This window comes from Bacillus sp. AFS017336 (assembly GCF_002555445.1).
Classification (GTDB): Bacteria; Bacillota; Bacilli; order Bacillales; family Bacillaceae_G; genus Gottfriedia.
Genome location: NZ_NUCO01000019.1, coordinates 64,435 through 79,559, shown reverse-complemented (window position 1 = coordinate 79,559; position 15,125 = coordinate 64,435). Strand labels below are relative to the sequence as shown.

Genomic DNA, 15,125 nt, shown 5'->3' with positions numbered 1-15,125 from the left:
AAAACCATCTAATAAATTAATTAATTATGGATAGTCTGTTTATAAATTGTGTAAATGCATTACACTTTCAACACTTATTTATAGCAGAGTCCATGTTCTTCACAACATAATCATTTTCACCGATCAGTTGTTTAGTCAAAATGGATTTATCGTCGAACAATTTAAAGTTTAGCTTGGGATACTTGCTTTCATAAACTGCTCAATTCGATCTAATGCTTTATCCAACTGCTCTTGTGATGTTGCATATGATAAGCGAATATTATCAGGTGAACCGAATCCAGAACCAGGAATTACAGCAACATTAGCTTTTTGAAGTAACTCTGTTGAGAACTCATCTACATTCTGATAACCAGCCATTTTAGCAGCTTCAGTCACATTTGGGAATAAATAAAACGCACCGCTAGGTTTAACGCAGCTAAATCCAGGTATTGAAACTAAGCGTTCAAAAGTTTTATTTAAACGATCTTCAAATGCTACTCTCATTTCTTCAACTGGTCCATCACCTAATTCATATGCTTTAATCGTTGCGATTTGTGCCATTGTAGTAGGATTTGAAGTTGAGTGACTAGCTAGATTTGTCATTGCGTCGATTATTTCTTTATTACCTACAGCATACCCAATTCTCCATCCCGTCATTGAGTGAGATTTTGATACACCATTGATAATGATCGTTTGCTCTTTAAGTTCAGGGCTTAATGAAGCAATTGAAACATGCTTTACACCATCATATACTAATTTTTCATAGATCTCATCGGAAACGATTAAAATATCATGTTTTAAACAAATATCTCCGATTGCTTTTAACTCTTGCTCAGAATAAATCATACCAGTAGGATTACTTGGTGAATTTATAATGATCGCTTTTGTATTTTCAGTAATTGCAGCTTCAATTTGTTCAGGTGTTACTTTAAATTGTTGGTGCTCGTATCCTTCAATAAATACTGGCACACCCTCTGCTAATATTACTTGCTCAGGATAACTTACCCAGTATGGAGTCGGAATTATTACTTCATGTCCAGGATCTAAAATCGCTTGGAAAAGTGTGTAAAGTGCGTGTTTAGCACCATTTGTAACGACAACTTCTCCAGGAGAATAGGTTAATCCTTGATCATTTAATAATTTATCACAAATTGCTTTTCTTAAAGCCGGTAAGCCGTTTGAAGGAGTATATTTTGTTTGACCCTTAAGCATTGCTGAATAAGCTTCTTCAATAATTTCAATAGGTGTATTAAAATCAGGTTCACCTGCACCTAAACCGATAACATCAATTCCTTGATCTTTCATCTCTTTTGCTTTTGCTGTAATAGCTAATGTTGTAGATGGTGTTAGTGCACTTACTCTTTTTGCTAGTTTCATCTTCTTACGTTCCCCCTAAATACTATAACGTTTTAAAAGCTCTCCATTTTCGAAAGCAGCGTAATAAAAATTATATCGGCCGTTTTGGTCTATATATACTACTTCCCAAAGTGGTATTTTGTTCTCTATTCCTAACTTTACTTTATGTATTTTTTTTGGGCTTCTCTCATTGACCACTTTGTCAATGATTTGTTTTTGGGTCAATCCTTCACTTTTCTTTCGTGTAATAACATTTCCATCCTGTATCCAAGCTATCATTTCATTATTTGCATTGTCTTTGCCGCTCACAACAATCGCCTGTTCTTTTCCGTGGTAATAATCGGAATGTTGCACAGTTTTTAAATATCCTTGTTTTACCACAAGCTCTTCGGCATTTTTTTTATCATCGTTTACCTTAGAGGTCGCTGATTGATATGTAGAAACTAAAAATAATGATAGTAAAATGATGCTTAATCCAAGGATGACTAACCATTTTTTCATATATACCTCATTTATGTTCTATAAATTGTAAATACTGCATATTCTTGATTTTCTTTATCTAATGCTAGTCCAAACATAAGATCTTTTTCTTTTAAAGTACGATTTAAACTATCAACAATTTTGTATAAATCCTTCGTGTATTCGATTTTAGTTGTTGATAATACTTCAATATTTGAATTCATGTTGCTCCTCCTAAAAATGTATTATGAAATACATTACAATTTATGTCATTATACCATACGTCTAGCCCGAATCCCCTATTATTCTCATGCTAAATGTTGAAAACTTTTAAAAATCTTTTAATAATTCATCGATTGTATTAATTCTTATTTTGTTATTTGGTATTAACTTTAAAAATTCAGATCCGTAATTTGTATTTATTATTCGATTATCTAAAACAAATAATGAACCTTGATCTTTTTCATTTCGAATTAGACGGCCATAACCTTGTCTAAACTTAAATACCGCTAACGGTAAAGCTAAACTTGAGAAAGAGTTTTCTCCAGATTTTTTTAGTAAATTTGATTTAGCAATAAACATAGGCTTTTCAGGGTTTGTAAACGGTAATCGTACAATGATTAAACAATCTAATTCTTCATTAGGTAGGTCAATTCCTTCCCAAAAAGTATTTGTCCCCAACAAAATTGTTTGTTTAGATTGTAAAAACTGTTTTATTAACTTTTGTTTTCCTCCAGGAGAGAAACCTTGAGCTAAAACGGACGAATTCAAATTTTCTAAATCATGCATTAAATGATCATATGTTTGTTTTAATAAATCAAAGGCTGTAAATAAAACTAATGTTCTTCCTTTTACTTGATTAACAATTTTACGAATAGTATTTGATGTTTGCAATGCATAATCTTCTTGTGAAATCTCTTTTATTCCCATTAAATCATTTGGAATATAGACTTTCATTCCTTGTGCAAAATCATTTGGAACTGGATAAATTTTTTCGATTACATTGTTTTTTTCAATTCCTAATGATGACTTTATAAATGCGAATGATTCATCAATCGACATCGTAGCAGAAGTGAGAACTATTGATTCTCTTCCTTCAATTAAAAATTGTTTTATTAAATCAGCATTATCTACTTTCTCACTATAAAGCATTGTTGTGTGAAATGAACCTTTTGCTTCGGTTTCCATCCAGCATATATACTGTTCATTTTGATCGAACAATATTTCATAAATACCGTTTTTCATGCCTCTTAATTGTTCAAAAATCATTTTGAATTCCGAAATGATTGAACGATGATATGCCGAACCATTTGTCGCATCAATTAGCTCTAAATACTGCTCACAACCCGTAAACAAAGTATTATTTGCATGAATTAATCGATTAGCACATTCTTGAATAACCTTCCAATTTTGGCTTGATGTATTCTTTTTGCTAAGTGTGATCGATTGTCTGATATTTTCTTTATCGAGTTCATTTTGTTTCGTTAAAATAAAATCTCGTAATAATCTAAAAAGCTCATCTGATTCATACTTAATTTCTTTTACTAAATGATCAACTTTTTTCCACCATGTTTCCCTATTAGATATACCTTCATCTATTTTGTATAAACGGTGAACAATCTCATTACTATCAGTCGTACTTAATCGACTTAAATATTGATAATATTTTAAACAAGAAAACGTGGTACCAAAGGTTTTTGAAGCGGTCTCTTCAAGAGCATGTGCTTCATCAATAACAAATGTTTTAACTGAATTAATTAAATGGTCTTTATTTTTTAATGTAGATAATAAATAAGCGTGATTCGTAATAATTAAATCGGCTAACATTAGTTGATTTTTTGCCCTTTGATAAAAACATTTATGAAACCATGGATTTGCTCTTTTATTTTCACTTTCATCATTACAACATACCCGGTCCCATAAATGCAGGCCTCCTGATGGAAGTGATAATTCATCTAATTCCCCATGTTCAGTTTCTGTTAACCATACTGTGATCATTGCTTTTGATAAAATGCTATCGTAATTATCATCAAATTGTTCTCCAACAACATATTCAAATTTTTGGAGACATAGATAATTTCTTTTACTTTGAATCGATGCAATTTTCAACTGAAATGGTATGATTTTTCCAAGAGTTTTTACATGTTTTTTCAATAGCTGTTTCTGTAATGCAATTGTACTAGTGCTGATTACAACTTGTTTTCCATTTTGTTTTGAAAAAAATGCTGATGGAATTAAATACCCTAGTGTCTTACCTACACCTGTGCCAGCTTCAGCCAGGATGATATTTTTATGTTGAAAAGCATTGAATAGATCATGCATATAATAATATTGTTCTTTTCTTTTCGTAAAATTGGGGATTTCCACAGCCATTTGATCGGCAAGCTCTCGTTTAAGATGTTCATCAAAATCTACGAAATCTTCTTCCTCTTGTGGCAAACTAAAGTTTCTTTTTTTAATCGCAATTCTTCTAAATTCTTCAAACTGACTCGCTTCTTTTGAAATTGCTTCAGATTTTCTTTGAAGTAGATCGGATATATAGTATGTAATGTCACTTTTAAAGCTATTACTAAGTTTTTCTAAAATTTTTAGAGAAGCATAAGGTAAGCTTTCTAGTTTTTTTAATAAAATGGTTAATAATTCAGCTGTAACCTCAGCATCACTATCGGCTTGATGAGGATTTTCGTGTTGAATATTAAATACTTTCGCTAAATCAGATAATTTATAACTAGTTAATGTAGGAAACAAAATTCTCGTTAACTCTACTGTGTCTAGAGCTAATGGTGAAATTTTTGGTAATCCAATTCGCTCGAATTCTTTTTGTAAAAAAGTTAAGTCAAAATGAACATTGTGGGCAACGAAATAGGCATCTTGAAACATTGGATATAGTTCATCAGCGATTTGCTCAAATTGAGGTGCATGTTGAACCATTTCATCAGATATCCCCGTTAATTCTGAAATAAATGCTGGGATGGCCATATTTGGTTTAATAAAACTCGAAAATTGTTCTATAACTTCTCCACTTTCTAATAAAAAGGCTGCAATTTGAATAATTCGATCTTGACCTCTATTATTATTTCCAGTTGTTTCTAGGTCAACGACCACAAACTTATTCATATGTTGCCACCTCCAAGTTCTCTGTATAATGATTATTTTGTATAAAATAGATTAAACAATACAAATAACAAAAAAATCCCCTAAAGAAGGGGATTCCAAAACTGCCTGCCAGACGCTTGCTTTCAATCAGTCTGGAAATCAATTTTTTTAGACTTTCGTCTACATACCCTAAAGAAGGGGATTCCAGACTAATCGTTTTTGTAAACTATGTTCATCTTCAAGCTTTACTAAAGCCTAAAAAATCTAGTCGAAAGGCCCCGTTTTTTATTACTTAATTGTCCCAGCGATTTCTTTACCAATCATTTCGACAATCTCATTTGTATCATTTAAAAATGCAATTTTTGGTTCATGTTGAGCAAGCTTCTCCTCTTCAACTTGACCATAAGCAATAATGATTACTTTATCGCCCTCTTGGACTAATCGTGCCGCAGCTCCGTTAAGGCAAATTATACCACTTCCACGTCTCCCTGGAATTACGTATGTCTCAAGACGAGCACCGTTATTATTATTTACAATTTGTACTTTTTCATTTTCAAGTATATCGACAGCATCCATTAAATCTTGGTCAATCGTAATACTACCAACATAATTTAAATTTGCTTCTGTTACAGTTGCTCTATGAAGCTTTGCTCTCATCATCGTGCGAATCATGTCATTTCCCCCTAGTTGTTCTAGCTAAATAGAAACAATAATATTATCGATTAGACGAGCATTTGTAAACTTCACTGCTAATGCAATAATAATTTTTCCATTTATTTTATTTATCGTTTCTAATTCTGGATAAGAATAAATACTTACATAATCTACTTCTCCAGATGTTTCTTTTTGTATTGTAGTAATAATACTTTGTTTCAGTTGTTCAGGATCTAATTTCCCATTATTTATATCCTCAACTGCTTTTTGTAGACTTTTATATAAAGATGGTGCTTCTTTTCTTTCATTTTCTGATAAATATACATTTCTTGAACTTTTAGCTAATCCATCTTCTTCCCTAATAGTTGGAACAGGATTAATTTTAACAGGTATATTAAAATCTTCAACTAGTCCCTCAATTACAGCGACCTGTTGAGCATCTTTTAATCCAAAATAAGCTTGGTCTGGTTGCACAATATTAAATAATTTTGATACAACTAATGCAACGCCATCAAAATGTCCAGGCCTTTTTTCACCACAAAGAACATCTACTCGCTTTGTAACTTTCAATGTTGATTTTAAATCATTTGGATACATTTCTTCAACTGTTGGATAAAAGAGGCAATCTACTCCAGCATTTAGTGCAATTTTTTCATCTCGTTCAAAGTCTCTCGGGTATCGATCAAAATCTTCATTTGGACCAAATTGAGTAGGATTAACAAAAATACTCAAAACAACGATATCATTATTTTTTCTAGCTTCTTCTAATAATGAAACATGGCCCTCATGTAAAAATCCCATTGTCGGTACAAATCCAATCGATTTTTCACCTTTTCTGAGACTTTTAAGTTCATTTCTTAAATCTTTTATTGTGTTAAACACTTTCATTGCGAACTTCCCCCGTATAATGCCTTTAACTGTTCTTCTTTCATTGTAAACGAATGTTTCGTATCTGGAAATTGTCTAGATTTAACTTCTTGTACATAAGACGCAATTGCATTTTCAATTGTCTCAGATACATTTGCATATTGTTTTACAAATTTCGCCACGCGACCGACACCATATGTTATTAAATCATGATAAACAAGTACTTGGCCATCAGTATCAACGCCAGCTCCAATTCCTATTGTCGGGATTGAAAGGTCCTTAGTGATATCCTTTGCAATTTGCTTAGGAACACACTCAAGTACGATTGCAAATGCTCCTGCTTCTTCACATTTCTTTGCGTCATTAAATAATTTCATCGCACTTTCGGAATCACGAGCTTGAACTTTGTACCCTCCTAGTACACCAACTGATTGAGGAGTTAATCCTAAGTGAGCTACAACTGGTACACCTGCGATGGTTAAAGCTTTGATTACTTCTAATACATTATCATCTGCACCTTCAAGCTTTACAGCATGTGCATCTCCTTCTTGCATTATGCGACAAGCACTGCGCAGAGCCTCTTCTTTTGAAAAGTGGTATGACATGAACGGCATATCAGTAACGATAAATGTATTTTTCGCCCCTCTTTTAACAGCTTTTGAATGATGAATCATGTCATTAACAGTCACTTTTATTGTCGAATCATACCCAAGGACAACATTTCCAAGTGAGTCACCGACTAAGATCATATCTACTTCGCTTGCCTCAGATAACAATGCTGAAGGATAATCGTAAGCTGTAATCATCACGATTGGTTCATTATTCTCTTTCATTTTCAAAAAATCTTTTGTTGTTTTCATCTTTTTTCCTCCTTTTAAATGAAGAGGAAATGGGGGCTACAATAAAAAACCTTTGCTCAAAAAGAGAACAAAGGAAAATTGTAAACCAGCTCATTCCTCTGTCCCAGTCCTTATAGGATCAAGGCAGAACACATTTTTAAATTAGATTTTTTAAAGCTTGGTGTAGTTCTTCTTAGGATACTAAAGTTTGTTTGACCCTATTCAGATACCACCCATGAAGAGTCAAAAGAAAAAACCATGACCCTCCCCATACAGTTTATAGTAAGAATACCAATTTAGTAAAGAAAAAACTTGGTATTATTTACAAATAAAATTGGGACAAATTTTTGTATACAAATAACTCTCTTCCTAGGGCGAAAGAGAGTTGTATAAACATTGTTAAATTTTATCAATTATTTATTAATTGATATATCTGCTGAATAAATTGTATGAACATTTCCTAAATGATCTTCAATTAGTAATTGACCTTCATCCGTAATACCAATGGCTTTACCGACGATTTCCTCATTTAAAGTAGTTGCTTTGATTTGTTTCCCTAGTGAAATCGCATAGCTTTCCCATAAAAGTTTAATCGGTTTAAATCCTTTTTCCAAAAATATTTCATAGAACTTCTCAAATTCAGATAAAATGACTTGAATTAAATTTGCTCGCATAAAGGTTTGTCCTTTTTCAATGCGTAAGGATGTTGCGATATCCGATAGTTCTAAAGGGTAATCTTCTTCAACTTGATTGACATTGATCCCTATACCGATCACGACACTTTTAATGCAATCAGCATCCCCTTGCATTTCGGTTAAGATCCCACAAACCTTTTTATTATTAATTAGAATATCATTTGGCCATTTTATATTAGGATGTAACCCAGTCACTTTTTCAATTGCTGAGGCAATAACGACAGCAGTTAATAATGTTAATTGCGGTGCTACCCTTGGTGAAATAGCTGGCCTTAAAATAACACTCATAGCAATTGCTTTTCCATCTGAAGTTAACCAGTTTCGCTGCAATCTTCCACGACCTAATAATTGACGTTCAGCTAAAACAATCGTACCTTCTGGTGCATCATTTAAAACCAATTCGTTTGCGATCGTTTGAGTAGAATTTGTTTCTTCATGATAGACTACGTTTCGTCCAAACTTTTTCGTTTCTAAACCAAGTTGAATATCAGTTGAAGTCAATCGATCTGATTTTCCTGTTATCTTATAACCGACCTTCCTTACCGCTTCGACTTCTATTCCCTCTTCCTGTAGCTCTTTCATGTATTTCCATATTGCAGTACGTGAAATTCCTAATTCATCACTCAAAAACTGTCCTGATAAATATTCATTACTATTTTCTGTAAATAACTGTAAAATTCTTTCTTTTACTTTTGAAGCCAATTTCCAAACCACTCCTTAACAGCAAGTTGGTTATTCTCAAGCTGATTCTCAACAATAAGATATTCTATTTCGCTTATTACTTCTTTCAACCACGGTCCGCCTTTTATTTGTGACCATTCTAATAAATCATTACCTGTAAAGCTCAAATCGGACTTTGAATAAATCGGTAATTTATTATATAGATTCTTTAAATGTTTGTCATCTAGTTCATTTGCATTCAAGTGGTCTAAAACTAATTGTAAACGCTCATATTTTATTGCATCCGTTAATCCAACTTGATATAACTTTGTATTGCTCCATTCAATTTTCGTTTCAATTAGCAGATCATAAATGTTTAATATTTGTTTAATTCGACCATTGGACATCTTCCAACTTCGTAAAATCTTTTCAGGATTTTCAAAATTGCATTTATATAAAATTAAAGCCCAAAATTCTTCGACATCTTTTAAAGATTGGATTGGAAGTTCTAATAGTTCTAAAAATTGAGTAGTGCAATATTGAAAACTTGGAAGATGATTTAATAACTTAGTTTTTATTAAAAGTTCGATTGCTTTTTTAGATGACTTTCCTAGCAACATTTTTTCTATTTCAACTGAAATTCTTTCAATTGCAATATTTTCAATTAATTCTTTATTTGAATGAATAGCATTAAACGTTTCATCATTTAAATGAAAATCTAATTGACTTACAAAACGAATGCCTCTTAACATTCGAAGAGCATCTTCTTGGAATCTTTCTTTAGCATCCCCGACACAACGTATTAAGCCATCGTTTATATCATTTGCACCATTGAAAGGATCGATTATGTCGTTATTCGATGTCATCGCGATTGCATTCATTGTAAAATCTCTTCGTTTTAAATCTTCTTCAATCGATTTTACAAATGTCACTTCAGAAGGTCTTCGATAATCATGATAAGTAGATTCAGTTCTGAATGTTGTAATCTCATATTGTTCACCATTATGAATCACTAAAACCGTCCCATGCTGTAGCCCTGTCGGAACAGTTTTTGGAAATATGGACATAACTTCTTCTGGTAAGGCAGAAGTAGCGATATCAATATCCCCTATATTTCTTTGAATTATTTTATCTCTTACACAACCTCCGACAAAATAAGCTTCAAAACCATTTTTTATTAGTTTCTCTAATATTGGCTTTGCTTTTTCGAATAGTTCCATATTAAATCATTCCTACTAGCTCATTATAAATAGATAAATATTGTGATACGATTTGATTTGAGTGAAATCTTTCTTTCACAATTTCAACTGCGCGTTTTGAAATTTGTTTATATAACTTTTCATCTTGTAATAAATTAAGTGTATAATATGCGATTTGATCAATATCTCCAAGTTCACAAATATAACCGTTTTCACCGTGTTCAATTACTTCGGGTATTCCACCAACTCGAGTTCCGATACATGGTACACCACAAGCCATAGCCTCTAATAATACTAAACCAAAGCTTTCTTTTGATGAAAGGAGAAGTTTTATGTCACTCATTGAAAGCAATTCTTCAACATTTTCTTGTTTACCTAGGAATAAAACATCCTTTTCAATGCCAAGCTCTCTAACTAATTTACATAAGCTAGATATTTCTGGACCGTCACCTACTAATAGTAACTTGGAAGGAATTTCTTTTCGAACTTTGTTAAATACATCAACAACATCTTTTGTTCGTTTTACTTGTCGGAAATTAGATATATGTATGATTACTTTCTCATGTTCTTGAATTCCGTATTCAGCTTTTAAAGCTCGACAATTTCTTTTATAGTACACTCTTTCATCAATAAAATTATATACTGTTTGTATTTCTTTATCAGGATTCACTAATTCCTTTGTTTGACTTATTAAATCATTCGATACAGCTGTTACGACATCGGATTTTTCAATACCAAATTTAATTAACTCTGTTAAAGAGGAGTCATAGCCTAGAACGGTTATGTCAGTACCATGTAATGTCGTTACAATTTTAATATCATGATGAATCATTTGTTTTGCTAGAACAGCACATATTGCATGCGGAATCGCGTAATGTACATGTAAAATATCTAATTTTTCACGGTTTGCAACTTCAGCCATTTTACTCGCCAAAGCTAAATCATATGGTGGGTATTGAAAAACTGAATATTGATTTACTTCAACTGCATGATAATAAATATTAGGATACACTTTATTTAAACGAAACGGCATACTTGATGAAATAAAATGAATTTCATGTCCTAGTTCTGCTAATAACTTACCTAGCTCAGTCGCGATGACGCCAGAACCACCTACAGTAGGATAACATGTGATCCCAATTTTTAACTTCATTTTATCTCTCCTAAACTTCTTCATTTCTTTTTAAACTAACCAATCTGCATTTAATAGAATTGGTTTCTTACTTAGAAAACCTTCTCCATATGGAATGCCTACTTCTTTACCAAAAATTTTTTCTCTTGCAATAACACTATTTACATAGTCGTTTGTTAGTGGTGTTACTACACCATCTGGACCTTGCGTAAATTGACTTTCATACGCTTCAAGTGCTGCTTTTTTTATTTCAATTGTTTCGGAAACATCAACAATGAAATTCGGACGATGGAAACCATTAATCATATATTGGAAAACGTGTTTAACCTTATGAGCATCATGATTCGTATTTACATTAAATTTTCTAATGCCTGAAGAAAAAACCGCTTCTTCCATAATTTTTGTACAATTTCCATGATCAGGATGTCGATCCACTTCATATGGAGAAAATACAATACTAGGTTTTGTCATTCGTATTAATGCAACTACTTGTTTTATTGCCTCTTCTGACAAGTATAGCCCACGGTCAGGCAATGATAAATTAAAACGCTTTGAAACTCCTAAAATTTTGTCGGCTGCTTCAGCTTCTTTCCTTCTAATGAACGTATCACCATTTGATGAAAGCTCCGCCTCTGTTAAATCACAAATAGCAACCTTATACCCTAGTTTAGTAAATTTAGCAATCGTACCTGCCATTCCGATCTCAACATCGTCGGGATGTGCTCCAAATGCTAGTACATCAAAATATTCCACATTTCTCACTCTCTTTCGAACTAACTAAAAATTTTATTTCCATATAAAGGAAGCTGTATGTGGTTGATTTCCACTACAGGATTCTCGCTTTCCATGGGGCGAGATTCTTGAGCCTCCTCGGCAAGCCTGCGGGGTCTCAGCCTTCCCGCATCTCCCATAGGAGTCGAGAACCCTTTCGTTCCAATCGACTTCTTTAAAATAAAAAAGTGTGCAATATATCCCCTAACTAATCCCTTGTATTTAGAAAAATAGAAATTAATTACTCGTTTATTTTACTAATATCGGTAATCGAAAACTTATCAGCTAATGCTTAAATTTATTACCATACAATTATCATCTCAATAATTTATTCTGAGAAAGAGCCATTACTAAAAATTGTTGGTAGTGAACAAATTATCTATAAAAACATAGAAATTCCACTATCAAAAGAAATTTACGCTCAAATATACCTAGTTACATCTTAACTGTTGACTATTTTATACTGCACCTGCCTTAGTCCCGTTGCCACTTATCATCTCTTTAGTCCATGATATTTTCTAAGCCGTATACTAGTTCTGAAAGTTTCATTACCTCTTCAACCGCTACCTTTACTCCAGACATAAAGGAAGCTCGATTCATTGAATCATGACGGATTGTTAATAGTTGGCCATCGCCACCAAATAATACTTGTTGATGTGCAACAAGACCAGGCAATCTAACACTATGTACCCTCATACCATTCATTTCGGCACCTCTAGCGCCAGTCTCTGTTTCAACTTCATTAGGATGGCCTTGTACTTTAGCCTCTCGAACTTCTTCAATCATTTGAACTGTTTTTAAAGCTGTACCTGAAGGAGCATCTAATTTTTGGTCATGATGTAGCTCAATAATTTCGATATCTTTGAAATATTTAGCTGCCATTGCTGAAAACTTCATCATTAAGATTGCACCAATCGCAAAATTAGGCGCGATAATACAACCTAGCTCTTTATTAGAAGCTAATTCTTTTAAATCTTCTAGTTCTTCTTTTGTAAATCCAGTTGTACCGATTACAGGTCGAATTCCATTTTTCAAAGCTAAAAATGCATGCTTTTTACCAATTTCAGGTGTAGTTAAATCGACAAGTACATCAAAACTTTCATTTTCGATACATTCCTCTAATGTTTCATATATGTTTGCTTCACCTTTAAACCCTGGGTTAATCTTTTGAATTTGTTCTCCACCTAATTTATAATCAACTGCTGCTACCAGGTGAAAATGCTCAGTTCGATCAATTAATTGTAATGCTTCAGTTCCCATTTTCCCTCTCGGTCCAGCCAATACTACTCTAATTAATTTCTCCATTTTATTCTTCCTTTCTCGTCCAACGATCTTTATCTCTTGTATTAAATTTTTTCATAACAATATCATGCGCGTCTGCTAAATCAATATTTAAACTATTTGCTAAACAAATCATAACAAATAATACATCACCTAGCTCTTCTTCAATTAGTTTTTCTTTTTCAGTGCTCTTCTTTGGCTTTTCACCATATGTATGATTTATTTCTCTAGCCAGTTCTCCCATTTCCTCAGTTAACCTAGCCATCATTGCTAAAGGACTAAAATATCCTTCCTTAAATTGACCTATGTATGTATCTACTTCTTTTTGCATTTCTTTCATCGTTTTTTCGTGCATACTATTATCAACTCCTCAATTAAATCTTATCGAAATGACCACTTTTTGACAAATTATATATTATTTTACTTGAAAAAAATACAAGATATGATAAAAATAAGAGTTTAGGGTGATTTTAACAGTATGGAGGAAGTATATGTTTTTTAAATTAAAGTTACGCAATATCTTTTTTATTATTTTAGGTTCTGCAATTTTTTCTTTTGGAATTATGAATATTAATATTCCAAACAATCTAGCTGAAGGGGGCTTTACGGGAATAAATTTAATTCTTTTAGCTGAATTAAATATCCCAGTTTGGATTTCAAATCTGGCCTTAAATATTCCATTATTTTTTATTGGATGGAGATTACTTGGTACAGTAACGATGCTTTATACAATTATTGGAACAGTTGCAGTATCATTTTTCTTAAAACTATTTGAGAAATTTACTTTCAATATAGATGTTCACGGCGATTTAATGTTAGCTTCATTATTTGCAGGTGTATTTATTGGGATCGGATTAGGAATTATCTTTAGATTTGGTGGTACTACTGGTGGAGTTGATATCATTGCTCGATTAGTCTATAAATACAAAGGTATAAACATGGGTAAAACGATGTTTATATTTGACTTTGTAGTTATTACACTTTCTCTTTTAACTTATTTAAAAGCATATGAAGCAATGTATACTTTAGTTGCAGTTTTTGTCGGAGCAAGAATTATCGACTTTATGCAAGAAGGTGCATACGCTGCACGTGGAGCAAATATTATTTCTGAGAAAAATGATTTAATTGCCGCCCGAATTATGAAGGAAATGGAACGTGGAGCAACTTATTTAAAAGCAACAGGTACATTTACTGGAGAAAGTAAAGACGTTCTATTTTGTGTAGTACCAAAAAATGAATTAGTTCATTTAAAAAATATCATTCAAGATATTGATCCACATGCTTTTGTGGCTGTAACTGAAGTTCACGATGTACTTGGTGAAGGATTTACATTAGATGAAAATAAAGTTCCATTACATCCGTAATTATTAATTCAATCAAAAAGAGGTTCAGGCTTAGCGCCAGAACCTCTTTTTATTTTAATGCTTTTAATCATCACTACGTGTAATACCAGTATAAATCAAAATTAATCTTAATAATTCTGCGACTGCTACAGCAGCTGCTGCAACATATGTCAATGCGGCTGCATTTAAAACACGTTTTGCATAAACATGCTCATTCGAATTAATGATCCCCAATGTTGTAACCTGTTTTAAAGCTCTACTTGAGGCATCAAATTCAACAGGTAGTGTAACAATTTGGAATAGTACACCTAGTGCTAATAAAACGATACCTATTAATAGTGCACCTGATAGACGAGAAAACATACCAATTAATATAAATACATATGAAAAATTGGAACTGAAATTCGCAACAGGTACTAATGAATGACGGAATCTTAAAAAACTATAATCATTTGCATCTTGAATTGCATGTCCTACTTCATGAGCAGCGACAGCCGTACCTGCAACTGAATAGCCATGATAATTTTCAGATGATAATCTAACTACTTTAGCACGCGGATCATAATGATCGGATAAATATCCACGAGTTTCTTCAACTGCAACATTGTAAAGTCCGTTTTCATTTAAAATTTTTCTAGCTACTTCTGCACCTGTTAAATGTGATGTAGAACCAACTTGCGAATACTTTTTAAATGTCGATTTAACTCTCATTTGAGCATATAACGGCACAATCAACAAAATTAAAAAGTAAATTAAGTAACTCATTGTAATTCCTCCAAGGAGTGAGATTTTAC

The 15,125-nt window shown here is 32.6% G+C and carries 15 protein-coding genes; 1 reads left to right on the top strand and 14 read right to left on the bottom strand.

Annotation, left to right across the window (positions count from 1 at the left end; all coding sequences use genetic code 11):
* Window positions 1-168: 168 nt before the first annotated feature.
* The 13 genes from CN601_RS09840 to CN601_RS09780 form a co-directional block, all read right to left on the bottom strand.
* Window positions 169-1,356 carry a pyridoxal phosphate-dependent aminotransferase gene (locus CN601_RS09840; RefSeq protein WP_098170930.1) on the bottom strand — a complete coding sequence of 396 codons (1,188 nt, stop codon included), beginning with the start codon at window positions 1,354-1,356 and terminating at the stop codon, window positions 169-171.
* Window positions 1,357-1,371: 15 nt separating this feature from the next.
* Complete coding sequence (locus tag CN601_RS09835; protein ID WP_098121065.1) at window positions 1,372-1,836, bottom strand: cell wall elongation regulator TseB-like domain-containing protein; 465 nt, start codon at window positions 1,834-1,836, stop codon at window positions 1,372-1,374.
* Window positions 1,837-1,847: 11 nt separating this feature from the next.
* Window positions 1,848-2,018 carry a YpmA family protein gene (locus CN601_RS09830; protein WP_098121064.1) on the bottom strand — a complete coding sequence of 57 codons (171 nt, stop codon included), beginning with the start codon at window positions 2,016-2,018 and terminating at the stop codon, window positions 1,848-1,850.
* A 106-nt stretch (window positions 2,019-2,124) separates the two neighbouring features.
* A complete protein-coding gene (gene dinG / locus CN601_RS09825; protein WP_098170929.1) occupies window positions 2,125-4,911 on the bottom strand; it encodes an ATP-dependent DNA helicase DinG in 2,787 nt (928 codons plus the stop codon).
* Window positions 4,912-5,178: 267 nt separating this feature from the next.
* On the bottom strand, window positions 5,179-5,562 hold the full coding sequence (gene panD, locus CN601_RS09820) for an aspartate 1-decarboxylase (RefSeq protein WP_098121062.1): 384 nt from the start codon (window positions 5,560-5,562) through the stop codon (window positions 5,179-5,181).
* A gap of 24 nt (window positions 5,563-5,586) precedes the next feature.
* Window positions 5,587-6,432, bottom strand: a complete 846-nt coding sequence (gene panC / locus CN601_RS09815; RefSeq protein ID WP_098170928.1) for a pantoate--beta-alanine ligase — start codon at window positions 6,430-6,432, stop codon at window positions 5,587-5,589.
* Entirely contained in the window at window positions 6,429-7,271 is an 843-nt protein-coding gene (panB, locus tag CN601_RS09810) for a 3-methyl-2-oxobutanoate hydroxymethyltransferase (RefSeq protein WP_098121060.1), read from the bottom strand. Before panB ends, panC begins: the two co-directional genes overlap by 4 nt.
* Before the next feature lie 392 nt (window positions 7,272-7,663).
* Window positions 7,664-8,647 carry a biotin--[acetyl-CoA-carboxylase] ligase gene (locus tag CN601_RS09805; protein WP_098170927.1) on the bottom strand — a complete coding sequence of 328 codons (984 nt, stop codon included), beginning with the start codon at window positions 8,645-8,647 and terminating at the stop codon, window positions 7,664-7,666.
* On the bottom strand, window positions 8,632-9,825 hold the full coding sequence (locus CN601_RS09800; RefSeq protein WP_098170926.1) for a CCA tRNA nucleotidyltransferase: 1,194 nt from the start codon (window positions 9,823-9,825) through the stop codon (window positions 8,632-8,634). The genes CN601_RS09805 and CN601_RS09800 overlap by 16 nt, the downstream gene beginning before the upstream one ends.
* Window position 9,826: 1 nt before the next feature.
* Entirely contained in the window at window positions 9,827-10,957 is a 1,131-nt protein-coding gene (gene bshA, locus CN601_RS09795; protein WP_098121057.1) for an N-acetyl-alpha-D-glucosaminyl L-malate synthase BshA, read from the bottom strand.
* Between the two features lie 30 nt (window positions 10,958-10,987).
* On the bottom strand, window positions 10,988-11,689 hold the full coding sequence (gene bshB1, locus CN601_RS09790; RefSeq protein WP_142317325.1) for a bacillithiol biosynthesis deacetylase BshB1: 702 nt from the start codon (window positions 11,687-11,689) through the stop codon (window positions 10,988-10,990).
* Window positions 11,690-12,208: 519 nt separating this feature from the next.
* The gene (gene dapB / locus CN601_RS09785; protein ID WP_098170925.1) at window positions 12,209-13,012 is read right to left on the bottom strand and encodes a 4-hydroxy-tetrahydrodipicolinate reductase; all 804 of its coding nucleotides are present in this window, start codon (window positions 13,010-13,012) and stop codon (window positions 12,209-12,211) included.
* 1 nt (window position 13,013) lies between these two features.
* The gene (locus CN601_RS09780; RefSeq protein WP_098170924.1) at window positions 13,014-13,343 is read right to left on the bottom strand and encodes a nucleotide pyrophosphohydrolase; all 330 of its coding nucleotides are present in this window, start codon (window positions 13,341-13,343) and stop codon (window positions 13,014-13,016) included.
* 136 nt (window positions 13,344-13,479) lie between these two features.
* On the opposite strand from CN601_RS09780, the gene CN601_RS09775 reads away from it, so the two are divergent.
* Entirely contained in the window at window positions 13,480-14,352 is an 873-nt protein-coding gene (locus tag CN601_RS09775; protein WP_098121054.1) for a YitT family protein, read from the top strand.
* A 63-nt stretch (window positions 14,353-14,415) separates the two neighbouring features.
* Here CN601_RS09775 and CN601_RS09770 read toward each other — a convergent pair whose 3' ends face one another.
* Entirely contained in the window at window positions 14,416-15,096 is a 681-nt protein-coding gene (locus tag CN601_RS09770; RefSeq protein WP_098170923.1) for a zinc metallopeptidase, read from the bottom strand.
* Window positions 15,097-15,125 lie beyond the last annotated feature (29 nt).

Coding starts and splice junctions, on each gene's coding strand:
- panB (WP_098121060.1), bottom strand. CDS start 7,271: ATGAAAACAACAAAAGATTTTTTGAAAATGAAAGAGAATAATGAACCA.
- CN601_RS09840 (WP_098170930.1), bottom strand. CDS start 1,356: ATGAAACTAGCAAAAAGAGTAAGTGCACTAACACCATCTACAACATTA.
- panC (WP_098170928.1), bottom strand. CDS start 6,432: ATGAAAGTGTTTAACACAATAAAAGATTTAAGAAATGAACTTAAAAGT.
- dinG (WP_098170929.1), bottom strand. CDS start 4,911: ATGAATAAGTTTGTGGTCGTTGACCTAGAAACAACTGGAAATAATAAT.
- panD (WP_098121062.1), bottom strand. CDS start 5,562: ATGATTCGCACGATGATGAGAGCAAAGCTTCATAGAGCAACTGTAACA.
- bshA (WP_098121057.1), bottom strand. CDS start 10,957: ATGAAGTTAAAAATTGGGATCACATGTTATCCTACTGTAGGTGGTTCT.
- CN601_RS09800 (WP_098170926.1), bottom strand. CDS start 9,825: ATGGAACTATTCGAAAAAGCAAAGCCAATATTAGAGAAACTAATAAAA.
- CN601_RS09835 (WP_098121065.1), bottom strand. CDS start 1,836: ATGAAAAAATGGTTAGTCATCCTTGGATTAAGCATCATTTTACTATCA.
- CN601_RS09775 (WP_098121054.1), top strand. CDS start 13,480: ATGTTTTTTAAATTAAAGTTACGCAATATCTTTTTTATTATTTTAGGT.
- CN601_RS09830 (WP_098121064.1), bottom strand. CDS start 2,018: ATGAATTCAAATATTGAAGTATTATCAACAACTAAAATCGAATACACG.
- CN601_RS09770 (WP_098170923.1), bottom strand. CDS start 15,096: ATGAGTTACTTAATTTACTTTTTAATTTTGTTGATTGTGCCGTTATAT.
- dapB (WP_098170925.1), bottom strand. CDS start 13,012: ATGGAGAAATTAATTAGAGTAGTATTGGCTGGACCGAGAGGGAAAATG.
- CN601_RS09780 (WP_098170924.1), bottom strand. CDS start 13,343: ATGCACGAAAAAACGATGAAAGAAATGCAAAAAGAAGTAGATACATAC.